General features: G+C 54.1%; 24 protein-coding genes. 18 read left to right on the plus strand and 6 right to left on the minus strand.

The window, feature by feature from the left end:
* Window positions 1-19: 19 nt before the first annotated feature.
* From AC23NW_RS11935 to AC23NW_RS11950, 4 genes are all read right to left on the minus strand, one after another.
* Window positions 20-907 carry a hypothetical protein gene (locus AC23NW_RS11935; RefSeq protein ID WP_487449739.1) on the minus strand — a complete coding sequence of 296 codons (888 nt, stop codon included), beginning with the start codon at window positions 905-907 and terminating at the stop codon, window positions 20-22.
* Window positions 908-1088: 181 nt separating this feature from the next.
* Window positions 1089-2207 (minus strand): hypothetical protein, encoded by a 1119-nt coding sequence (locus AC23NW_RS11940; protein WP_487449740.1) that lies wholly within the window; start codon window positions 2205-2207, stop codon window positions 1089-1091.
* Between the two features lie 374 nt (window positions 2208-2581).
* Window positions 2582-3127 (minus strand): hypothetical protein, encoded by a 546-nt coding sequence (locus AC23NW_RS11945; protein WP_293834128.1) that lies wholly within the window; start codon window positions 3125-3127, stop codon window positions 2582-2584.
* Window positions 3128-3228: 101 nt separating this feature from the next.
* Complete coding sequence (locus AC23NW_RS11950; protein WP_293834129.1) at window positions 3229-4002, minus strand: DUF2490 domain-containing protein; 774 nt, start codon at window positions 4000-4002, stop codon at window positions 3229-3231.
* Window positions 4003-4192: 190 nt separating this feature from the next.
* Here AC23NW_RS11950 and AC23NW_RS11955 point away from each other — a divergent pair, with 190 nt between their 5' ends.
* The 18 genes from AC23NW_RS11955 (at window position 4193) to AC23NW_RS12040 (ending at window position 19755) form a co-directional block, all read left to right on the plus strand.
* A complete protein-coding gene (locus tag AC23NW_RS11955; RefSeq protein ID WP_487449742.1) occupies window positions 4193-4534 on the plus strand; it encodes a hydrogenase maturation nickel metallochaperone HypA/HybF in 342 nt (113 codons plus the stop codon).
* A 21-nt stretch (window positions 4535-4555) separates the two neighbouring features.
* Complete coding sequence (gene hypB / locus AC23NW_RS11960) at window positions 4556-5263, plus strand: hydrogenase nickel incorporation protein HypB (RefSeq protein ID WP_487449743.1); 708 nt, start codon at window positions 4556-4558, stop codon at window positions 5261-5263.
* Window position 5264: 1 nt separating this feature from the next.
* Complete coding sequence (gene hypF, locus AC23NW_RS11965) at window positions 5265-7610, plus strand: carbamoyltransferase HypF (RefSeq protein WP_487449745.1); 2346 nt, start codon at window positions 5265-5267, stop codon at window positions 7608-7610.
* Between the two features lie 90 nt (window positions 7611-7700).
* Window positions 7701-7988 carry a HypC/HybG/HupF family hydrogenase formation chaperone gene (locus AC23NW_RS11970; RefSeq protein WP_487449746.1) on the plus strand — a complete coding sequence of 96 codons (288 nt, stop codon included), beginning with the start codon at window positions 7701-7703 and terminating at the stop codon, window positions 7986-7988.
* Window positions 7985-9070, plus strand: coding sequence for a hydrogenase formation protein HypD (gene hypD, locus AC23NW_RS11975; RefSeq protein ID WP_487449748.1), 1086 nt, complete (start codon window positions 7985-7987; stop codon window positions 9068-9070). The genes AC23NW_RS11970 and hypD overlap by 4 nt, the downstream gene beginning before the upstream one ends.
* Before the next feature lie 119 nt (window positions 9071-9189).
* Window positions 9190-10239, plus strand: a complete 1050-nt coding sequence (gene hypE / locus AC23NW_RS11980) for a hydrogenase expression/formation protein HypE (protein WP_487449750.1) — start codon at window positions 9190-9192, stop codon at window positions 10237-10239.
* Between the two features lies 1 nt (window position 10240).
* Complete coding sequence (locus AC23NW_RS11985; protein ID WP_487449752.1) at window positions 10241-11368, plus strand: NHL repeat-containing protein; 1128 nt, start codon at window positions 10241-10243, stop codon at window positions 11366-11368.
* Window positions 11359-11979 carry an urease accessory protein gene (locus AC23NW_RS11990; RefSeq protein ID WP_487449753.1) on the plus strand — a complete coding sequence of 207 codons (621 nt, stop codon included), beginning with the start codon at window positions 11359-11361 and terminating at the stop codon, window positions 11977-11979. The genes AC23NW_RS11985 and AC23NW_RS11990 overlap by 10 nt, the downstream gene beginning before the upstream one ends.
* A gap of 2 nt (window positions 11980-11981) precedes the next feature.
* A complete protein-coding gene (locus tag AC23NW_RS11995; protein ID WP_293834138.1) occupies window positions 11982-12197 on the plus strand; it encodes a hypothetical protein in 216 nt (71 codons plus the stop codon).
* 153 nt (window positions 12198-12350) lie between these two features.
* Window positions 12351-12908, plus strand: a complete 558-nt coding sequence (locus tag AC23NW_RS12000; protein WP_487449754.1) for a bifunctional nuclease family protein — start codon at window positions 12351-12353, stop codon at window positions 12906-12908.
* 15 nt (window positions 12909-12923) lie between these two features.
* On the plus strand, window positions 12924-13556 hold the full coding sequence (locus tag AC23NW_RS12005) for a TetR/AcrR family transcriptional regulator (protein WP_487449755.1): 633 nt from the start codon (window positions 12924-12926) through the stop codon (window positions 13554-13556).
* Window positions 13557-13629: 73 nt separating this feature from the next.
* Window positions 13630-13989, plus strand: coding sequence for a hypothetical protein (locus AC23NW_RS12010; protein WP_293834141.1), 360 nt, complete (start codon window positions 13630-13632; stop codon window positions 13987-13989).
* A gap of 6 nt (window positions 13990-13995) precedes the next feature.
* The gene (locus AC23NW_RS12015; protein ID WP_487449756.1) at window positions 13996-14616 is read left to right on the plus strand and encodes a TetR/AcrR family transcriptional regulator; all 621 of its coding nucleotides are present in this window, start codon (window positions 13996-13998) and stop codon (window positions 14614-14616) included.
* 170 nt (window positions 14617-14786) lie between these two features.
* The gene (locus AC23NW_RS12020) at window positions 14787-15770 is read left to right on the plus strand and encodes an NADH-quinone oxidoreductase subunit B family protein (RefSeq protein WP_487449757.1); all 984 of its coding nucleotides are present in this window, start codon (window positions 14787-14789) and stop codon (window positions 15768-15770) included.
* Between the two features lie 25 nt (window positions 15771-15795).
* The gene (locus tag AC23NW_RS12025; RefSeq protein ID WP_487449758.1) at window positions 15796-17391 is read left to right on the plus strand and encodes a nickel-dependent hydrogenase large subunit; all 1596 of its coding nucleotides are present in this window, start codon (window positions 15796-15798) and stop codon (window positions 17389-17391) included.
* A gap of 60 nt (window positions 17392-17451) precedes the next feature.
* The gene (locus AC23NW_RS12030; RefSeq protein ID WP_487449759.1) at window positions 17452-17922 is read left to right on the plus strand and encodes a hydrogenase maturation protease; all 471 of its coding nucleotides are present in this window, start codon (window positions 17452-17454) and stop codon (window positions 17920-17922) included.
* Window positions 17913-18215, plus strand: coding sequence for a hypothetical protein (locus AC23NW_RS12035; protein WP_487449760.1), 303 nt, complete (start codon window positions 17913-17915; stop codon window positions 18213-18215). Before AC23NW_RS12030 ends, AC23NW_RS12035 begins: the two co-directional genes overlap by 10 nt.
* 13 nt (window positions 18216-18228) lie before the next feature.
* Complete coding sequence (locus AC23NW_RS12040) at window positions 18229-19755, plus strand: hypothetical protein (protein WP_487449762.1); 1527 nt, start codon at window positions 18229-18231, stop codon at window positions 19753-19755.
* Here AC23NW_RS12040 and AC23NW_RS12045 read toward each other — a convergent pair.
* Entirely contained in the window at window positions 19742-20449 is a 708-nt protein-coding gene (locus tag AC23NW_RS12045; RefSeq protein WP_487449763.1) for an HAD family hydrolase, read from the minus strand. The genes AC23NW_RS12040 and AC23NW_RS12045 overlap by 14 nt on opposite strands.
* A 112-nt stretch (window positions 20450-20561) precedes the next feature.
* Window positions 20562-23471 carry a glycosyl hydrolase gene (locus AC23NW_RS12050; protein ID WP_487449765.1) on the minus strand — a complete coding sequence of 970 codons (2910 nt, stop codon included), beginning with the start codon at window positions 23469-23471 and terminating at the stop codon, window positions 20562-20564.
* Between the last annotated feature and the right edge of the window lie 56 nt (window positions 23472-23527).

Raw genomic sequence — 23527 nt, forward strand, 5'->3', positions numbered from 1 at the left:
AAATTGTTACGTTTGGGGCTTACCAGTTGAATTGATAAAGTAAACCAAGCATATAGCTGGTGCTTTGGCCAACGTTGACGCCATCGACTACGTAGCCGACGCGGGCATTCAGGCCAACGTTTTTCGGCTGGAATTTACCATACCAGCCAATGGTTGTTGCCTGCATGTTGTTGGTCGGGAAAGGCATGTCATTCCGTGCGATATAATCACCGCTCAGGCAGGAGCCATGTTCGGCCCATACTTCGGTCTGCCATGTTTTACGCAGCACTCCGATACGGGCTGCCACGTCGAATGTATTCGGCACATTTACCTGATTGGTATTATATACCTTGTCGCCTGCTTTATAGGCATCCCGGTCAACGGAGATATTGCTGCGCCATGTCAGGGTACCGTGCGTGGTTACGTACAAGCCGGTTTTCGGGTGCGTATAATTCAGCAGCAAGCGGCCACTGGCGGTCCGGCACTGCATCCCGATCGACATCGGCAGGAAGTCGGGTACATAGCTGGTCGTTGGAATGGAGCCACCTGCCAGTGCGTTTACAGAAAAACCTTTCAGATCAATCACTTTAAACTTTAACCAGGCCGATAAGTCCTGTATGCCCTTTTGCCCCATCAGGTTACCAGCACTTGCTTCAGTGCTGACGTATGGTAGATTCACAATGACATTGACACGGTTTGTGATTCCTGCTGCGGCCATCAGCGAAACGCTTTGGGTGGTTAGAGTACCGATATTGTAGTTCTCCCGTTTGAGATTATGCTCCCAATATTCCTTCCAACTGCTATGACCATACATTAAAGCTGCACAGACGGTTTTTTTAGGCATGTATATAGCATCTTGCGGCATTTGCGCATGCGCCGACCCGGCTAGCCCGCAGGCTGCTATCAGGGTAATCATTAACTTTTTCATGAGTACGGAATTAGAATGCTCAGGTTTATTTTTTACGGTTGCTGGTTGTTTTTAGGGTTGCTGGTTGTTCTGATGGTTGCTGGTTGTTTCTGATGGTTATAAGTCATCTCTGTTACAGAACTCAGAACCAACAGTAACTCAGAACAATCAGCAACAAAAGGTTAAAACCAGTAACAAAAGGCTAAAACCATCGGCTAAGCGAGATAGAAACCAGATAATCGGCAAAAGCGGCATCGCCGTGGCGGACGCCCAGCGGGTCGAGGCGGTCGGAGTAGCTCTTAATCCGGTTACGGTATAGCGCGATCGGAACGGTAGCGGTGGCGGAGAATTTGCCTTTCATGTAAGCCAGACCTGGTTCAACCGAAACGATATAACCTGGCCGGCGGAATCCCTTACTGCCACCAAAAACGTCATTGGCCGGTACGCCTTCCACCCGACCGCCGGCCATAACGGCCAGACCCGGAATGAACGGCAGCGACTGGCTCAGACCAATGCGGGCAGCAAACTGATCGGCTACTGAAAACGAACCGGTTACGAGGTCAATCGTTGTGGCTTCCGGATTACGGACAACGCCGTTTGTCTCGCGCGGGTTGAACAGGTAGAACCCGTTAACGTAAGCGGTCAGCGTTTTGGTGATCTGGGCATAACCCTGACCTTCGATGTTGAAGCCCACACCACCGTCGCCCAGCTGAATGGACTGGTCAACCGGTTTATTAACCGTGTAGTCAACACCTTCTTTAGTGAGTTTGTGGAAGTCATCCGTCACTTTATAATTGCCCGTTGGCAGTTTAATGCCCGCGCCGATAGCAAAATTGGCTTTCGTGATTTTGGCCGGATTGATAAGCCAGTAGCTGGTCGAAATCCGCAGATCGCCAATGCCTTGTGAGCCGGTATGGAACCGTTTCTGCTGTGGGTTGGCTGATACGGCGTTGCCATAATGTTCGTACAGCGACGAACGGTCATTGTACTGGACCGGCAGGTTTACCGAGAGCGTCCAGCGGGGAGTTGGCATGTAGCTGATCCCCAGATCCAGCGCATGGGAGAGGTTCACTACTTCGGTGTGCTGCTCAAGGCGTTCGGTTTGTTCAACATCCCCTTTATAGTGACGGAACGACCGGAAATACCGGTATCCGGCATTAATCTGCCACTGACCGGCTTTCTGCTGAAACAGCTGAGATGACCCCCCGGGCGCTGCACAGCTCATGTGACGAACGGCCACACAGCCCTGTGCTGATGCCGATTGGGTATAAAGAGAAAGGCCTAAGGCCGTAATTGCTAAGGTAAAGATGTTCGCTTTCATAGACATGGTTCATCTGTCCGTATGCAACAGGTATGAGCGCCTGTGTACACGGGTACAGGGTGAATAAAAGGTTGAGAAAAAGAATGGGAGGGCGCGGGACAGTATCTGTCCTGATCAGGCGCTATTGATTAACCGGTCTTTTACGTGGTTGACTAGCCCAACGGTATGAATATACGCAGCTGTTTGCCGCGCCTGCTTACAGACACACAGGCAGCAACTTCAGCCGGACAACAACCAGTAAAAGAGGATAAGGTCAATAGTGCTGACAAGACGGGTTAGTCCCGGATAGGCCCTTGCATGATACGGTTATGCTATGGCGGTTATAGTGCCACAAGAAGCCCGCATGGATGCAATAATCCCAATAAACCTGTCTGTTAAGCGAATCGCGGAGGAGGCGACAGAATAGAAAGTGAGCGCGTCGTATAACGCAGCGCAGCAACCGGAATGCGTACCGATTCGCGCCAGTCGTACAGGAAAAAATGGAGGACGGTCCGCGTGTTGGGCGAATACTCTTTCAGCAACAGCTTAGCCCACTGCCCGGCTTTCCGGCTTGATTCGGAAGGGGTGTTGAGCGTGTCTTTCATGAATGAAAGCAGATCACGATGCCAGAAAGAGGCTTTTTTGTTTTCCAGACCGGCAATAAACAAGGTATTGCCTTTGATCTCCATACTGACGACATCGTAGTAATGACCGCGGTACGTGAAGCCTTCTTCGGTGGCGTCAAGAATACCTTCATGGGCGGATTGGCCGGAAAGCGGAATCTGAAATTCAACTAAACTATCCACTGAGCGATAGACGGTTAGCCGCTCGGACAGGTCATGCTCTTCCTGCCACCAGGTCCCGAACGAGATAAACACCGTTCCGAGCGCGTGGTAGAGCAGCAAGGTCAATAAACCCAGGCCAAGTAACCGTTTCGCCATTGAATTGTTTAGTTTTTCCATACAAATATAGCAAAAGCCATAAATAATAGCATGCCAGTCAGGTTGTACGTACTATTTTTAATTACTTTTTAGTGACACTATTAGTTTGGCGGCGTTAACATCCAGATTTTCAGTGCATCAAAATTAAAGGCAGTTGACCAGTTTATCTGGGCTAAATGCAGGTGCCGGTGGTCCTGTGCCGGATTCCGGATCAGGTCCTGAAACATATAACCCAGCTCAATCTTACCCCATTTACCGGTATTATACCCGATGCCGCCCGATACCCAGTCTTCGCCATAAAACGCATTTTTGGCACTGACCGGCCCGTTTTTAGCGCCGGTCAGACATAAAAACGCTTCGTTGGCAACAGTCAGGTACAGTCCCTGTTTCTGCGTCGACTGATCATATAGCGGCAGCGTAAAGCCAACGTGATAGCGGAACAGCGTGGCATACGACCACTGCTGCGTTGATACACGGAGCGGATACCGTTCTTCGTAGCGCAGGCGGTGCGTTAACCGGCCGGCTCCCAGTGCGTGTCCGGCCACAGCCTGCGCCCACACACGGTTTTCATTCTCATAAATGCCGAACAGGTTGTGTTTGACATACGCATACCCCAAACCAACCTGCACATTCGGTGATACCTTATAATGCAGGCTAGGCTGTAAATAAATCTGAAGATTCGTAGCCGGAAACTGCTTCTGCTCAATCGTCCGGTCTATAGCACTGATTGTCGACGAAGCAAAAACATTATAACTAAGCCGTTTGGTGATACCGCCCGTCTGCGAATACTGCGGGAATAACCCGTAGAATACCCAGCGCTGCGCTTGTGCAGACGTGCATATCAATAGGCAAAGAAAGAGTAACCGTATGTTCATATCCGTTTAGTGATAGCGGGAGGCTTACGCTGTTGTTTTGCAACAAGTATGCCAGATCAGGAACGGAGGTTACTTTTTCTGCAAAAAAACACGATCTGCATCAGATTAGAAAAACTTTTCTAAGTCAGGGGGCAGCTCTATCGATGAACAGGGGATCCGGCTAACTTAGCGGTTGTAATCAGTAGCAACCATGCATGAGATTTCGTTAGTCAGAAATATTTTCCGGACACTTGAAGAAGAATTCCCGGCGGACATGGACCGTGTCCGGGGGATTTATCTGAAGGTGGGGCTGCTGTCGAATGTACAGCCGATTCTGATGCAGAATGCGTTTGACGCAGTAGTAACCGACGAGCCCCGTTACCGGCAAACCTCGCTGCACGTGGAGGTGCTGCCCATTCTGATCCATTGTGACAACTGCGGGAAAACCACGGAGGTAGAACAATACCGCTTTATTTGTCCCTGCGGAAAACCGTCCCGGACGGTCGTGCAGGGGGAAGAACTGCTGATTGCAAAAGTTGACTTCGACGATTAACGGACTTACCTGACCTTAACAATGTATAAACCTAAATCGAACCGGGCCGCCGTCGGCTCCATTCAGTGCGACAACACAACGCTGCACCTGCTGAAGGCCAATGACTTTGTTGCCAAAGCCATTCGGGACCGCCTGCCTGATACACTCATTGTCAACGTATGTTCTTCGCCGGGGAGCGGGAAAACGACGCTGATGCAGGAAACCGGCAAACGCCTGGCCGGGAAGATCAACATGGCTGTGCTGGTTGGTGACCCTGAGACGGAGCGGGATGCAATCCGGATGCGTAATGTCGGGATCAACGCCCTGCAAATCGTGACGGGCGGCATGTGTCACATCGAAGCCCAGATGATTTACCAGGCGCTTGATCACATCGAACTCGGTGAAACTGACCTGCTGTTTATCGAAAATGTGGGTAATCTCGTGTGTCCGGCGGCCTTTGATCTGGGCGAGGACTTCCGCGTTACGGTGCTGGCCAGTACCGAGGGGGATGATAAGCCTAAAAAATACCCCCGCATGTTTCTGACCAGTGAGTTGTTGCTGGTTTCCAAATCGGACCTGCTGCCGTATGTCCCGTTCTCCGTGGAGGCTGTAACGCAGGACGCCCGCGACATTAATCCGGATATTGAGGTAATGACTATTTCCAGCCTCAAAGGCGATGGGCTGGATGCCTGGTGCGACTGGCTGCTGACTAAGGTGGCGGAGAAAAAGGCCCGCTTCGAAACAGTATAGGATGCAGCAGGTCCCGGGTTTCTGGATTCACCTGAACGGCCTTGTACAGGGGGTTGGTTTCCGGCCCCGGGTGTATCAGCTGGCTAAGGCGCAGGGGCTATGTGGCACCGTCAGCAATGGCATGGATGGTGTGCATATTTACCTTCAGGCAACGGAGCAGGAAGCCCGTGCGTTGTTAGACAGCCTGTTGCAGACGTTGCCCGCGCAGACACAGGTTATGGAAACCCGCCTGCGCCCGGTCATCATGAACCGCACGGACACATTCCGGATTGTTGACAGTGAAATAACCCAAACGGCATCCTTGCTGTTGCCTGCCGATTTTTCAATCTGTACCGACTGCCGGTCAGAACTTTATGACCCGGAAAACCGGCGGTTCCGGTATCCGTTCATTACCTGTACGCAGTGCGGACCCCGCTATTCGGTGATTCAGGCGCTGCCCTATGACCGGCCCAATACCACCATGCAGCCCTTTGGATTGTGTGCAGCTTGTGAACGGGAATACACCGATCCGGCCAACCGGCGGTTTTATGCCCAGACCAACGCCTGTCCGGTTTGTGGCCCGAAACTGAGCTGGTACGCGGCAACACCGGAAGGTACCCGGCTGCTTTCGGCCCTGCATGATGACCGGTGGATACTGCCGCGCGTCCGGTGGGCTCTTCAGGCCGGACAGATTGTCGCCGTCAAAGGCACCGGCGGTTATCTGCTCCTGTGCGATGCAGCCAGTGAGCAGGCTGTCCGGACCTTGCGGCAACGGAAACACCGGCCCGCAAAACCGTTCGCATTACTCTATCCGTCGGCCGGAATGGTGCGTCAGGATGTGTGGGTGAATGACGGGGAACTGGCGGCCCTGCAAAGTGCGGCGGCACCGGTAGTGCTGCTGAAACAGCGGTCTGAACCCCAACACAAGCTTGCCGGCAGCATTGCTCCGGGCCTTTCGCACTACGGCATCATGCTACCTCACGCGCCGTTACTTGCGCTGATCGCCAGTGACTTTGGCGCGCCACTGGTGGCTACGAGTGCCAACATCAGCCATAACCCGATTATTTATACTGACGAAAAAGCCTGTACCGAACTCAACACCATCGCAGACTACCTGCTGACCCATGACCGTGCGATTGCCATGCCGCAGGACGATTCGGTCGTGCGGTTTTCGGCCCGTCACCGGCAACGGATCGTTATCCGGCGGGGGCGGGGATTAAGCCCGAATTATACCGGTACGCTGCCATCAGGGACAGGGGGGCAGAAACTGGCCTTCGGTGCATCGCTGAAGGGAAGTTTTGCCCTGCAAACAGGTGACCGGACGTATGTAAGCCAATACCTGGGTGATGTGGAAAGCTACGAAACCCAGCTGAATTACCAGACTGTATTAACAGGTATGCTAAAGGCTTGTATGCCCGGCATAGCGGAACCTGTTACGATGCTGGACCTTCTGCTGGCCGATGCGCATGACGGATATGCCGCTACGCAGATGGCCCTGGAAACGGGCAGACTGCATAGTATTCCGGTCCGGAAAATACAGCATCACGAAGCGCATTTTGCCGCTGTACTGGCCGAAAATGACCTGCTTGCTGCACCGGAGCCCGTCCTGGGCGTGGTCTGGGATGGTACCGGCCTGGGCACCGACGGCCATATCTGGGGCGGCGAGTTTTTTGTCCGCTCTGCCGTTCAGGATACGGAGCAGTTTTGCCGGCGGATCGGTCATTTTCCGTATTTCGAGGCGCTGCTGGGCGATAAAATGCCGCGTGAACCACGGCTGTCGGCGTTGTCGCTGGTACACGCGTTTTCCGGTGGGGAATCGCTGCCGGAGGGGCTCTGCGGGCTGTTTCCGGCACCGGAACTGGTTCTTTACCGGAAACTCCTGCCACAGAACCGGCCTAAGACCAGCAGTATCGGGCGGCTATTTGATGGAGTGGCCGCTTTGCTGGACCTTGCGCACAGTAACAGTTATGAAGGAGAAGCAGCGTTGCGGCTGGAAGAAGCGGCAGGAGAGTATATCGCCGCGCATGGCCATGAAACGCTGGCGTCGTTCGGCCCTGATCCTGCATGCTGGATTGGTGTGCTGCTCGCTGAACGGGCATCCGCCGGACCGATTCCGTATCTGGCGGCGCGGTTTCATGTTTCCCTGGTCGAATGGATACGGTTGGTGGCCAGGAAAACGGATTGCCAGAGCCTGGCCTTCAGCGGTGGCGTGTTTCAGAACAGTGTATTGGTCGATTTGCTGATTGACCGGCTGAGTGCCGACTATTCGCTTTATTTTCACCAGCAGCTGTCACCCAATGATGAGTGTATTTCGATGGGTCAGCTGGCCTGGAACGCGGTTGTCACCACAGCTTCTGATCGTAATTAGAAAAGCTTTTCTAAAAACAGGGTGTTTGCTTTACCAGCCCTGCCGAATTCCCTAGATTTGAACGTGTACGAAACCTAAACCTCAGGAACCATGTGTCTGGCTATTCCGGGAAAAATAAAATCAATTGACTACCAATACGGCGGGGCCGTACGCATGGCAAAAGTGCTGTTCGGCGGTATTACCAAAGATGCGAGTCTGGATATGGTACCGCATGCACAGATAGGTGATTATGTGCTGGTGCATGTAGGCGTAGCCATCAGCGTGGTGGATGAAGACGAAGCGGAAAAAAGCTTCCGGTACCTTCAGGAGATCGGTGAACTGGATGAATTGATTGATGCCAGTCAGATTGATGCCCCTAACCCCGATACTGCCCAATGAAATTCCTGACCGAATACCGTGATCCCGGGCTGGTTGCCCAATACCTTGACGAAATCCGGAAGACCGTCACCCGCCCCTGGACAATCATGGAAGTATGCGGCGGGCAGACGCACAGCCTGGTCAAAAACGGCATACTGAACCTCCTGCCGGAAAACGTCCGCATGGTGCACGGACCCGGATGTCCGGTCTGTGTCACGCCGCTGAATCTGATTGACAAGGCCGTCTATCTGGCGGAAGAAAAAGGGGTAATCCTGTGCTCCTTCGGGGATATGATCCGTGTGCCGGGCTCATCCAGGAGCCTGCTGGAAGCCAAGGCCGGCGGTGCCGATGTCCGGATTCTGTACTCACCGCTCGAAGCGGTCCGGCTGGCGAAGGAGAACCCCGACCGCGAAGTGGTGTTTTTTGCCGTTGGTTTTGAAACAACCGCTCCGGCCAATGCCCTTTCGGTGCTGCATTCACAACGGCTGGGCCTGACCAATTACTCGATTCTGGCCTCACACGTGCTGGTACCACCCGCGATTGCGGCAGTTATGAACGATGATGATGTGCGTATTGAGGCTTTTCTGGCGGCCGGCCACGTCTGCACGATCATGGGAGTCGGGGAGTACTATGCGCTGGTTGAGCAGTATAACATTCCGATTGTCGTGACTGGTTTTGAGCCGGTAGACCTGCTGCACGGCATTCTGATGACCGTTCGTCAGCTGGAGGCGGGCAAGGCCAATCTGGAAAATCAATACAGCCGGGTGGTGAAAGCCGAGGGCAATCCCGAGGCGCGTAGGGTAATTGAACAGGTGTTTACCGTGGCTGACCGCGAATGGCGGGGCATCGGTACTATCCCGGTGAGTGGCTGGGAGGTTCGCCCCGAACTCGCTGCGTTTGATGCCGGTAAGAAATTTGACGTCCGGATTGCCAAAGCTCCGGAATGCGCCGACTGCATTGCCGGTCTGGTGCTGAAAGGCATCAAAAAGCCGGTTGAGTGCAGCCAGTTCGGTAAAGCCTGTACGCCGGAAAATCCGCTGGGTGCGCCCATGGTCTCCTCCGAAGGAGCCTGCGCCGCTTATTATCATTACGCGGAAGTGTAGGGGCGGGGGGCATTGAGCCTGGAGCGAAGTGCTTGTTCTGGAGTGTTGAGCGCCCCGTGTGGGGATAACGTGCACGGAGCATTATACATTGTTCATTTTACATTACTCATTACCCGCTTATGACATCGATAATCAGTCTCGCTTGTCCGGTGCCGCAGTTTGACTTTGATGTCATTACGCTGGGGCACGGCTCGGGCGGGCTTTTAACCAATAAACTGCTGGAATCGGGCGTGTTTTCGGTGCTGAAAAACCCGCTGCTCGATACACATCATGACGGCGCCGTCTTTACGCTGACCGGCCCGCTGGCGTTCTCTACGGACAGCTACGTGATTTCGCCGGTCTTTTTTCCGGGCGGTAATATCGGGGAGCTGGCGGTCAACGGCACGGTCAACGATCTGGCGATGTGCGGGGCTATTCCGGCATATCTGTCGCTGAGTTTTATCATCGAAGAGGGCCTGACCATGCACGAGTTCAGGGATATTCTGGTGGCCATCCGGACGGCCGCTGACCGGGCAGGGGTACAAATCGTAACCGGCGACACGAAGGTGGTCGAAAAGGGGAAAGGCGATAAAATTTTTATCAATACATCGGGCATCGGGCAGGTGCATCCGAATGCAGCAATTTCGGCCCGACGCGTAACCGCCGGCGATAAAATCATTGTCTCAGGGCCGGTTGCCACCCATGGAATCGCTATCATGTCGGTGCGGGAAGGGCTTGACTTTGAGACGGATATTATAAGTGATACGGCTAACCTGAACCATACTGTAAAGACGTTGCTTGATGAATTTGGCGAAGCTATTCACCTGCTGCGCGATCCGACACGGGGCGGCGTGGCAACGGTTCTGAACGAAATAGCCCGCGACACAAACCTGGGCGCTGACATTCGCCAGGGACAGATTCCGGTGCACGATGAGGTGGCGGGTGCCTGTGAGCTGCTGGGCCTCGATCCGCTGTACGTGGCCAACGAGGGCGTATTTATGGCTGTTGTCGCGGCGGATATAGCCGATACGCTGCTGGCCCGGTTACAGACACTACCCCACGGAGACGGCGCGGCCATCATCGGTGAGATGGTGGCGGATCATCCCCGGCAGGTGGTCCTGACGAGCCGGATCGGTGGCCGCCGGGTGGTGAATATGCTGGTTGGCGAACAATTACCCCGCATCTGCTGATATGGACATCAACGTAACTGCCTCTGTTGCCGGCCGTGAACCGCTGGTCAGTTCGGCCGCCATTTTCCGGGGCGAAGCGGGGAATCCGCTGCTGGCCCCGCGAGGCGTCTGGATTGCCGGACAGAAGCTGATTGTGGCCGATACGGGACAGAACCGCGTTTTTATCTGGAACAACCTGCCGGATACGGACTTTGCCCCCGCTGATGTGGTGCTGGGGCAGGCGTCGGCCACGCATACCGGCCGTAACGGCGGATCGGGTGTCAGCGCACATACGCTGCAATACCCGTCGGGCATCTGGTCAGACGGGCAGCGGTTGATCATTGCCGATGCCTGGAACCACCGGGTATTGATCTGGCACCGCTTCCCTACGCAGCATGGTCAGGCGGCTGATGTAGTACTGGGTCAACCGGACTTTGCTCATAATCAGCCGAATGTCAACGGTATTGGCGCAAGTCCGACGGCGCAGACGCTGAACTGGCCATACGGCGTGTTTTCGGATGGGCAGCGGCTTTGGGTGTGCGATACCGGCAACCGCCGGGTTCTGTTTTACAACGGGATTCCGGACAAAAACTTTGCTCCGTCGGATGCGGTAATCGGTAAGGAGTCGTTTACCGAACGCGATTACGAACCGGTAAACCCCATCTGGCCGTATGCCGTACGGGTTTCGTCCGATGGCCAATTACTTGTGGCAGACACTCAGTATTACCGGACCATGGTGTGGCACGACTGGCAGACGGCCTTTGCACAACCGGCCGATGTGCTCATCGGGCAACCGTCGTTCGAGGCCAATGGCATGAATCAGTACGGACTTTTTCCGGCCCAAAATACGCTTAGCTGGACCTACGACGCCTTTTTTTACCGTAACGGGCTTTTTGTCGCCGATACCGGCAACAGCCGCCTGCTCTGGTTCGACACCATACCAAACCATCACGCACCGCTTGCCGATAACCTGATCGGACACGCCGATTTCCGGACCGGCAGCGAAAACGCGAATACCCGGTACGGTACCGATAAACAACTCTATTGGCCCTTCTCGATCTGCATCGACGGCGACCGGCTGGCCGTTGCCGATACCGGCAACCACCGGATTATTCTTTATCAGTTAACCGCGTCGCCGCTATGGAGTTAGTACCGTTACTTTTCGCGGGAGTGGTTGGGTTTACCCACGCCTTTGAAGCCGACCATCTGGTAGCGGTAAGCAGCATTGTGACCCGGCGGACTAACCTGCTGACTGCCGTAAAAGACGGTATTTACTGGGGACTCGGGCATACCTCAACCATACTGCTGGTGGGCGGCATCTTTCTGCTGGGCCGGTTTGCCGTCCGTCAGGAAGCATTCCGCTACCTGGAAGCCGGTGTCGGAGGAATGCTGATCCTGTTGGGCGGATTCCGGTTAAACAGTCTAGCACAGGGTACTAAACCACTGGTGCACAGCCACGACGGTCAAATCCATGCCCATAAGCTGGCGTATGGCGTTGGGCTGGTGCATGGGCTGGCGGGTAGCGGGGCACTGATTTTGTCGGTGCTGGCAACCATAAAAGGGACCATTGGCGGGTTTATGTACCTGACTATCTTCGGGATAGGGTCAATTGCAGGCATGATGCTGGCGGCGGGTTTGTTCAGCGCTCCGTTGTCCGGGCGCATTATCCGTCACCCGTACGTACGTACCGGGATCACGCTGGCATCGGCCCTGTTGTGTATCGGGCTGGGGTTAATGGTTGTTATTCAGAATCTGACATAAATATGCCCTACGACGAAGCGGATTTTGTGGCGTATGCCCTGCACGAAATGAATATTCCGGTTGTCAGGCGGGACGGGAAGTATTTTGATCTGGAAAAAAACTTCCGGATCGAAGTAGAGAGCCGCGACCTGTACCGGCTGTCCTGCGACGGGTGGGTTATTTCGCCCTTCGACGATATCGGCCACCTCTGCTCATTCCTCAAAGCGAACCTGAGCTAGCAATCAGTTATCAGTAAAGCCGGCACCCTCTTTATGCAGCGAATGACTTAAGTGCCTTGCCACAGCCTGTAGCTCGTTCACCGCAACGGCGGGCTGCTCTTTCACCGCGCGGCGGCCGCTCTTTCAGTCTTTCGCTCTTTCACTCTTTACCAAATGTCCGCTCTCCACGAACTCTGGATTATTGCCTTGTCAGAAAGTCAGTCACAAGCCGGTCAATATGCGTTGATCCTGGAAGAAACGGTGAGCAAACGCCGGATACCGCTGATTATCGGCCTGACCGAAGCACAGGCCATTGCGATTGCTATGGAAAAAATGCAGCCGTTTCGGCCGCAGACCCACGACCTGATGGCTTCCATTATCCGGCAGTTGCAGGCTACCGTTACCCGTGTAGTGCTGAACCGGATTGAGCAATCTGTCTTTTATGCATCCGTCTGGCTGAAAACGGCGACGGACGAGCTGGAGGTAGATGCCCGCCCGTCGGATGCCATTGCGCTGGCCGTCCGGATGGGATGCCCCGTGTATGCCACAAGCGAAGTAATCGAGCAGTCAGCATACTACCCCGATGATAAAACCCGCGAGAAAAAAGGCTCCTACGCCGAGTATACGCTGGAGGAGCTTGAAGAGTTACTGTCGAAAGTCATTGCCAAGGAAGATTACGAAAGCGCCGTCCGGATACGGGAGGCTATTGCACGCCGGAAAAACGGCAGCTAACCGTACCTTTGCGGCATGACAACGAAGGAGAAGATAGTTGAGTCGGCCCTGTTTTTATTCAACCGTTTCGGTATCGTTAGTGTGCGCCTGCAACACATTGCCGATGAAGCGCAGCTGAGTGTGGGCAATCTGGCGTATCACTTCCGGACCAAAGACGACTTAGTTGAGTTTATTTACGGGCAGATTGTCCGGCAGCAGCAGCAGTTACTGACCGATCTCCGGGTCATGCCTTTGTTTGTCAATCTGGAACGCCACCTGCAGAACACCTGGCAGATTCAGCAGCGGTACAGCTTTTTCTTTACCGATACGCTGGAAATTATGCGGGCCTATCCGGCCATCAAACGTAAACACCGTGAGCACATCGGCTGGCAAAAGCTACAGATCCAGTTGTTTCTGGACTTTAATATCAGCCGCGGAGCCCTGGCGATGCCGGTGGCTCCGGATACCGTTGAGCAGCTTGCCGACCGCTATCTGCTGATTACCGAAACCTGGATGAGTTATCAGGTGATGCAGGGGACACCGGTAAAAGAACTAGAGGAAGACGTGTTTAAGCAGGTAATCTGGGCCATTCTGTCGCCCTGGTTCTCTGCTGAGGGAGGGGAGGAGTACAAGTATATGCGGCAGCTTCCCTTTGATTCCTTAGGCTAGGTTTTAGAAAATATTTTCCATTCATACTGGCTTTTTTGTAGCTTTGTTCAGGAACCCTGTTCAGAGACGTGCGATGAAGCCGAAATTTCAGATAGATGCAGCCGCTTATACAGCCCTTATGCAGGGGCTGAACAGCCAGTATTTTGTCGAAAGAAAAGGCAATATGTCCGATTTCCGGCTGTATTATGATGATCTCTGGCTGGCTGACACCGCCGTTATTGAAAACATTCACCGGTATAAGGGCGAGTGGGCCGTTGATCTGGTATTTGCCCACATCCATAATCCGCTGAAATTTATCCGCCGCAACATTACGTCCCATCCATGTCCTAAACGTGCTGCCCAGAAAGCCGGATTTATGCGCCGTTTAGCCGCTAAAGATCAGCGTGGTACGCTGTCAATTACCATTCAGTCACTCAATTTATCCCATAATTAAGCTGCTATGTACAATACGAAGCAACGCATTCTGGAGGCATCGGTGCGGCTGTTTAATGAAAACGGCATTGATAGTGTCCGGCTCCAGCAAATCGCCGAAGATGTAGGGATCAGCGTCGGTAATCTGGCCTATCATTTTAAAAATAAAGAGGCCATTGTTGAATCGGTTTACGAGCAGCTTTTTGAGGAATTCAATACCATTTTCCGGCAGTACCTGGCCCAGCCGACCCTGACTGATTTTGACGGGCAAGTGGCTCATTATTACCGGTTTTTTTCTAAAAATCACTTCTATTTGTCTGAGTTTTTCAAGACAGCCGGTCTCACCACACCGTACCACCGGCAGTGGCAGGAGAACATGACCAAAATGATGATTCAGCTCAAAAGCCGGCTGCAGTTTCTGGTCGCTAAAGGTGATTTGCTGCCTGAGCCACAGTCAGGCCTCTACGAAACACTGGCCGAACAGATCTGGATGGCCCTGATTTTCTTCATTCCCAAAGCGCAGATGATGGCGAAGTCAATTGATGAGATCAGCTATAAGTCCGGTGTCTGGAACCTGCTCAAACCGTATTTCTCGCCACAGGGCAAACAGGAATTTTCGGTAACCATTCTTCCGCAGCTCTACTGGTAATATTCTGACCTGCTGATCTTTATCATATTCCATGTAAGGGGAGTGTTGTAAACTTGAAAAAAATTAGAAATTATTTTCCAAATTAGAAAATAGTTTCTAATTTGCGGGAGTTATATAAATGCTCCGTTTAGTGCAATTTCAAACCAACTCTTAACTAGACTCCTCTCATCATGGCAAACGTACTCTGGCTTCAGGGTGGGGCATGCAGCGGCAATACCATGTCGTTTCTGAATGCTGAAGAACCCACTGTGGTCGATTTAGTAACCGATTTCGGGGTGAACATTCTGTGGCACCCATCCCTGGGTCTGGAAATAGGCGATCAGGTAACTCACCTGTTGCAGGATATTCTGGCCGGCAATGTGCAGTGCGATATTCTGGTGTATGAGGGGAGTATCATTAAAGGCCCGAAAAATACCGGGACCATGAACTACTTCTGTGACCGGCCCATGAAGGACTGGGTGCAGGAGCTGGCCAAAGTGGTTGGTTTCGTTGTCGCTATCGGCGACTGTGCGACCTGGGGCGGAATTCCGGCTGTGGAACCAAATCCGTCGGAGTCAACCGGAGTGCAGTTTCATAAGGAGAAAAAAGGCGGCTTTCTGGGGGCTAACTATGTGTCAAAAGGCGGGTTGCCGGTCATTAACATTCCGGGTTGCCCGGCCCACCCCGACTGGATTTCGCAGATTCTGGTAGCCATCGCTACCGGCCGGATCGGGGATGTACTGCTGGATGAATTCCACCGCCCGAAAACGTTCTTCACTGATTTTGTGCAGACCGGCTGTACCAATGTGGTCAACTTCGCCAATAAGGTCGACGGGGGCTTCGGCAAGCGGGGCAACGGCTGTCTGTTCTTCGAAGTGGGCTGTCGCGGACCAATGACACGGGCAAGCTGCAACCGGATTCTCTGGAACCGGCAGTCATCGAAAACGCGGGCTAACCACCCGTGCCTGGGCTGTACCGAACCGGGCTTCCCGCATCATGATCTTCAGAAAGGCAGTGTCTTCAAAACCCTGAAATACCTTGGTTTCCTGCCGAAAGACGTGCCTGCCGGCAATTCGAAAATCGGCTATTATATGCGCGCCGGTTTTGAGAAGACGATGCACTATGCCGAAGTCGCGGCGGGTATCGAAAAAGCGCATGCACAAGGCTCAAAGTAATCCCTTACCCTCACTCTAAACAGACATGGCATCCCAGAAAGAACTCAATATTTCACCGGTCGGACGGGTCGAAGGTGACCTCGATGTGAAGGTATACATGGAAAACGGCGTTGTGACGCGGGCACACACCCAGGCGGCGATGTTCCGGGGCTTCGAAAAAATTATGGAGGGTAAGGATCCGCAGTCGGGTCTGATCGTAACGCCCCGTATCTGCGGAATTTGCGGCGGTTCTCACCTCTACTGTGCCTCGTCGGCACTGGATACTGCCTGGAAAACAACCCTGCCGCCGAATGCATTGCTGCTGCGGGCCATCGGTCAGGCTACGGAAACAATCCAGTCCATTCCGCGCTGGTTCTACGCGATCTTCGCAACAGACTTAGCTAACAAGAAGTTTGCCAATAAACCGCTGTATGATGAAGTCGTCCGCCGGTTTGCGGCCTATGTCGGCACGTCATTTCAGAAGGCGATTGTAACGTCTGGGCGTCCGGTTGAGGTGTACGCCATCTTCGGCGGGCAGTGGCCGCATTCGTCGTATATGGTGCCGGGCGGAGTTATGTGTGCACCGACCCTCAAAGACATTACACGGGCCCATGCCATTATGAACGAATTCCGCAAAGACTGGCTGGAATCTTTGTGGCTTGGCTGTTCGATTGAGCGTTACATGCAGATTCAGACGTGGGACGACCTGATGGCCTGGGTGGACGAAAATGAATCACAGCGCAATTCGGATCTGGGATTATTTATCCGTGCCGGTATGGAATTCGGGCTGCATAAGTTCGGGCAGGGGGTCGGCAAATTCGTGGCCTATGGCACCTATCTGCACAAAGACCACTACCAGCATCCGACGGTAGAGGGCCGTAATAAGGCGCTCATCAGCCGGTCCGGTTTCTACGACGGCAATAACTACCACGTGTTTGACCACCTGCAGATTAAAGAGCACGTGGCGCATACCTGGTTTGAAAACGTACCGGCGGCTCACCCGTGGGACGAGCCCCTGCCGACGCCGGTTGCCTCGCAAAACCTGGAGCATACCGACTTCTCAGGCAAATATTCGTGGTCGAAGGCCCCGCGTTATATGAATTATGCGGCTGAAGCCGGCCCGCTGGCGCGGGTGCTGATGAATGCCAATCCGGATAACCTGGAACCGCATCAGATCTTTGATCCGCTGTTCGGGGATGTGTATGCCAAAATGGGCCCGAACGTCTTTACCCGGGCGCTGGCACGGGTGCACGAAGCTGCGCGTCTGTACCTGCAGATTGACCAGTGGCTGCGTGAAATCGACCTGAACGGCGATTTCTACATTAAGCCGGAAGAACGGGACGGCAAAGGGTTCGGCGCTACCGAGGCGGCCCGGGGCTCACTGGCCCACTGGATTGAAATTGAAAACGGGGTGATCAAAAACTACCAGGTAATGGCTCCGACAACCTGGAACGTCGGGCCGAACGACGAGCAGGGGAATCCCGGACCGATTGAAGCGGCGCTCGAAGGGACCGAAATCGAAGATCCGCACGATCCGGTCGAAGTCGGTATGGTTGCCCGCTCATTCGACTCGTGCCTTGTCTGTACGGTACACGCCCACGACCAGAAATCCGGCAAAGAACTCGCGAAATTTAAACTGTAAAAGACTGAAAGAGCGAAAGAGCGACCTCATACCGCTCTTTCAGTCTTTCGCTCATTAAAAATGAAACGAACTGCTATCATGGGGTTTGGGAATCCGGTCCGGTCAGATGATGCGGTCGGGTGCTATGTGATTGATCAGCTGCAAAAAGGGGATGTTGCTTCCGGATCGGTCAGTTTGTTTGATATGGGGACCGCTGCTTTTGAGGTACTGTTTAAATTGCAGGGCCACGACCGGATTATCATCGTCGACGCGGTGCTGAATACCGGCGAACCCGTCGGGACTCTTTATAAAGTACCGGCCGCTGAAGTAGAAGCCGCCATCATGGACGATCCGATGGTGTTTCTGCACAGCCTGAAATGGGATCAGGCGCTGAGCTATGCCCGGAAAATCCTGCGTGATGAGTATCCTGAAGACATTACTGTTTATCTGATTGCGGTTGAAAACACGCGGCTGGCCGTTGACCTGTCTGAGCCGGTAAAGCAGGCCGGTGACCGCGTAACCGGGTATATTCGGGAAGCATTATGGAATTAAAAAACGGACACCTGCTTATTCCGGCCGGCCTTTTTCAGGAGGTACTTCTAGCTGAGCCACAGATTAATATGGTGTATTATCCGGAGCGCAGTCAGTTGTTGATAGCGGCGAAATCGAAGGTCTTTTTCGAAAAGCTGCACCAGCCCAAATGGATGATGCTGAAAGATAAAAACCTGGCCGGCGATAAATCCCTGTATGTCCGGGAGCTCCTGATTGACCATGATCTGGATACTGCCGACCGGCCTTTGCCGTTCACAGTCAAGGAAACGGGTATTATTGCCATCAGCCTATAACCCTTACCAACCCATGCTTACCATTTTTGTGCCGGCGGCAGAGCAATTGCCCGTTCAGCAGCTGATTGATGCCGAATACCGGCTGAATGAAGTCGTTTTTGTCAGGGATTTGTCGCAGGTTGGTGATGAACAGGCGGCCAGACATCTGATTGTAAAAGGGGATGAAATCAGGCTTCCCATCGACTGGGCAAACGAGGCCCCTCCGTACTTACTGGCTTATCCGCTGGCATTGACCGCTGAAAATTTGCTGGCGGTCGTCTACACCAGACTGAACAATTACGAAAGTGCGTATGAGAAAGCGGCGGAGAACCCTGCCTTGCTGCGCGATATTGACCTGCTGAATTGTATACAACACGGCGTGGCAGTCGGATTTCCGCAGGAGCCGGATGCGTTTGACTCGCCGTTTGAGGAATATCGCTTCTGGCATAATGCGGCTGTGTTAGGACACTACGGTGAACTGACCCGGTTTGTGCATTACAGCGTTATTCGCCGGTACTACGAACGTGCGTTTGATCTGGCTCCCAACGACGAGTGGCGGGCTTTTACCGGTAAGCACTGGGCAACGCTCCTGCTGGATGCCGACGAATTAGCCGAGGCCGGTGCCTTGCTCGCCGACTGTATCCGGTTCGCTATTTCCGAAGACGCGCTGTATGAGCTGAAAAATGTACAGTATGGCGTCTGGATGAAGCAGCTGACCGCTCCGTATGCTCCGGATTTACTAAGCCGGATCAAAGACACCTTGTGGGACGTGCTGCAATACTATGAACGGAACGGGCGGCCGGTACAGGTGGCGCTGCTGCTGATCGACGCAGCCCAGATTGCCAATTTTTCGGACAGTTTCTCCGAAGCGCTCGGTTATGTGAATCGTGCCATTCAACTGCTTGAGGAAGAGGGTATTCCGGAGCTGACCGGTAATGCCCAATACCGCAAGGGTACATTGTTGTATACGTGGGCGCAGAACGGTAATCCGCAGTTTTTCCGCGCGGCGATGGAAGCCTATCAGCAGGCTTTGAAAGTCTTCACAAAAGAAAACGCACCGGAAGCGTTTGCTGAAATACAGCACCATTTAGGTGTGATTTATAGTGAAATTCCTGACGAAGTAAAAAAGAAAAGTGTCTGGGCGGCCGTGTCGATGAGCTCGTTCCGGGAGGCGCTGACGTATTTTACCCGCGAGACCCATCCGTACGAATACGCCCGCATCTGCACCAGCTTTGCCAACGCGCTGACTAAATTTCCGGAAGCAAAACTGTCGGATAACTACACCCGTGCCTTATCGTATTACGATGAAGCGCTCGACATCCGGACTGCCGGTGAGTATCCGTATGAACGGGTCCTGACGATCCTCAATTTCCTCGAAGCCGCCTGGTTTGTGTCGGTGCCCGAAGCCGTGCAGCAGCAGGCATTGTTTGCCAAAATGACCCGGCTGGCGCAGGAAGTTCCTAATCTGGTTGATGATCCCAAACTCATTGCCGAAGCCGATAAACAGCTGACTATGCTGGCACAGCTCAAAAGCGACTGGCAGCCGATCAACGCCCTTTGACCAGGCCGGTCGACAGCAGGTCGTGCAGCGATGCCAGCGACAGCATGTTTTCGTGCTCCACAAGGTGGTCAACCGTTTCGTGAACCCACGTTGTATGGTAGGGAATATGAATGGCCCTGCCACCGATTTCCAGCACCGGCAGTACGTCGGATTTGAGCGTATTACCGATCATCAGAAAGTGCTCTGGCCGGCAATCGAGGTGGCGCAGGAGCTTTTGATAATCAGGGGCTTTTTTCTCACTCATGATCTCGATGTGGTGGAAATAATGGGCCAGTCCTGACTTTTTCAGTTTCCGTTCCTGATCGATCAGGTCGCCTTTGGTCGCCACGACCAGCCGGTAGTCATCTTTAAATGCCTCCAGAACGCGCTGCACATGATCGAGCAGAACAACCGGCTTAGCCATCATTTCCTTGCCGATTTCCAGCGCCCTGCTGTACAGGACAGGGTTCGCCTTTCCGTCGGTCACGTTCCAGATCGTCTCGATGGCGCACAGCACAAAGGTTTTGATGCCGTAACCATAGAGCGCAAGATTCTGAAGCTGCACCTTGTACAGTTCCTGTGAAATGGTGTGATGGGGGAGAAAGTCTTCAAGCAGGCCGCAAAACTGATCTTCGGCTTCCCGGAAATAGGGCTCATTGACCCAAAGTGTGTCATCGGCATCAAACGCGATGACCCGGATGTCTGAAAAAATCATAGTGTCTGGCATGCTGCAAAAATAAGGAAATAAAGTAGTGCAGGTGCGCCTGTTCAAGGAGCGTTTAGTGGTGGCACGGCTATAAGTCGTGCCACCACCAGGTTACACCGTTTTACTTCCCGTCCGTCACCTGCACCGGCCCCATCAGGCCGGAAGGCAGCAGCTCCCAATCTTTGCGGATGGTGACGTTGGTTTGGGTCAGGCGCTCGGATTGCGGTTTGCCCCGGTCACCCACGAGCCGGTTGCGCCACGTATTAATGACCTCCACTTCAAGCTGATTGTCCGTTGGCTTGATTACACCGCTGATCCGGACCCGAAACGGCGGCGCCCAGACAATGCCCAGATCCTTGCCATTCAGGCGGACGCGGGCAACACCAACATCCAGTACTTCGCCCAGATCCAGAAACAGGTTACCGGCCGGCAGGTTCGGGACGTCAAACATTTTGCGGTAAACGGCTTTACCCGAATAAAACCTGATGCCTTCTTCCGGCCGTGCTGTCCAGCTTTCCAGTTTGTCGAACGTCACCGCTGACGGGCCGCTGCTGACCCATTTCGGATCAAACTGTACCTGCCAGCTGCCCGAAAGCGTTGATACGGGGCTGTAGCGGAGGTAATTGGTCGGAGCGGTACCCTGCTGCGTAGCTGGTACCGGCTTGCGGAACACCACAAACACAGACCCGTACGGGTCAAATTCCAGCTTGACTGATGTCTGCCCATTGGCTTGGGTGTAGGCTTTCGCCGGTTTGATTTCGCCGGTTACCGGATTCCAGAGTTCCGGCAGTTTACCCGTCATCCGGAAGGTGGCCGTTACCGCAGCGGCTTCTTTATGCTGGCTGCTCACAAAATAGTAGTCCTGGTCCGCCAGCGTTTTATGCATAAAGTCAAATACCTGATTCGGGCCGGCGCCGGTGAATAAAACATCGGGTTTGATGCCGTCGGCCAGCAGCACCTCGCGGGCGGTTTTACCCCAGATAATGCGCCCCGTTCCTGCCTTCCGTTCACCGGCCGCTGCGGGTGAGTCGCCCCAAAGCCTGTCGGCAATAGCTTTTCGTTTTACTTCTGATGGCTGGTAATTACTCTGACTGACAATGCGTTCGGTTTTCGGGCCGATAACCGTTGCACCGGCATTGACCAGCGCCTGCACTTTTTCGAGGGCCGCCAGCGACAGCACATGGTGATCCGGTAACACCAGTACGCGGTATGAAAGCCCGTGCGGCAGCACGATCCGGCCGTTTTTCACCGTAAGTGCCAGTAAGCGGTCTTCATTCGTCACATCATAGTCAAATTCGGGCAGGGCTTTGGCGGGGTCGTCGGCTTTCTGGCGGGCGATGTTCGGCACATGATCGCCGTAGTAATAGAGCACATCCGACACCGACTGCCCCTGTTGCAGCATGTACTGGCAACGGGCGAGGTAATCAATGAAGCCGTTCGACAGCTCCCACCACGTAACGTTCGGGTTGAAGTGGGTACCGGCAAAATACTCCTGCCCCGGCAACCCCATCTCTTTCGGCGAGCAGGTGAACGTATGCAGGTAGACGAGGTTCAGACCGGCGCAGAACTCGTGATCGGCGCTCGACTTCATGGCCGACCAGATCACGTCATTCCAGTGCGGACCGATCGTCGTAAACGATTCTGCACCGACCAGCGGCTTGTTGTAAATGTGGGCAGCACTGGCGGCCTGCTTCACGAAAAAGCGGTTCACCGGCGTCGGGCGGTGGGGCGACGGCGACCAGAACTCGCTCATCATGATCTCGCTGAAACCATAATTTTTGATTCCGTCGATTGGCCCCGCGTGTGGTCCGGCCGATTCAGGTTGCAGGCCAATGCCATATTGGCGGGCCCGTTCGCCGAACAGGCGGTAGTGGTTGTCGGCGATACAGTCGCTGATGGTTTTACGGAGGTCGGCCAGAAAGCGGTTGCTGGCGTCGCGGTTGTCAACGATTTTTCCGGCAATGACGGGCAGGTAGGGGATGATGTCGTAGCCACGGCGTTTCTGAAACTCCTGCGCAAATTCATCGGTCCAGTTGCAGCCGCCTGCCTCCCAGCTGTCGGTCTGGAGATAGCGTAGCGTTTTGCCGGCCATCGGCCCGATCAGTTTCAGGAGCGGATCAACGTGGGTGTCCCAGTAGCGGTTAAATACCTTCCGGCTCATGTGGTCCATAACGCGGCCCTGCCACTTCCCGCTGGAGGTCGATACTTCGGCGTCAGTTGAGGTATAGCCAAAGCGCATGATAGTCCATTCACCGGCCGGGACCTGCCATTCGAGCACGCCCTGTGCAGTCATTTTGGTGGTCAGGTTCTGCATCTGGCTCAGCGTGGTGTGCTCTTCGCCCGCCGTGGCGGGAATGTCGTTCAGCAGAAACCGCGTATCCGGGGCAGAACCACCCAGTTCAACGGTACCCGATTTGGCCGTCAGGTCTTTAATAGCGGCTGGTTTGGTGGATTTAGCCGGAAAGGCCAGAACGGCAATGTCGCGGTAAAACGGGTCTTTGTGCAGTTTAGGTTGCGGCAGTGTTTCGCGGTAGGTCATGGGCCCTTTCACCGTCACTTCCGACCAGGTTACCTGCTTGGCGGCCTCTTCGGGCGTAATGTCCGGTCCGCCGAGGTTCCAGCCGCTCTGAATGCTCATACTCAGGACAAGTCCCAGCCGGTTGGCTTCCTTGACGGCATGCAGGTACAGCTCGCGCCAGGCCGGACTGCCAAACAGCGGTCCTTCCGGCACCTGGGCGTTGCCGCGTTGTTCGGCACCCCCCGCATCAAAAATACAGGCGCCGCTGAAGCCTTTGGCTTTCATGGCCTCCAGGTCGCGGGTAATCACTTCTTTGGTGACGTTGCCGTTGAGCCACCACCACCAGCACCGGATCCCGTATTGGGACGATGGCCGCAAAAACTGCTGCTCCGACAAACCGGGCGGTGCGGCCATCGGGCCCGTCACCATCGTGGCGGTGCCGGCTGGCCGGTTGAGCGGGACAGGGCCTGTAAACGCGAAAAGAGAGAAAACGATGAGTGAGAGAAAACGCATACTATGGTTCGAATGATTGCTGTAATGACTATGATTATGTTGATATACAGATTGGT

This window comes from Arsenicibacter sp. R0_47 (genome assembly GCF_057652235.1).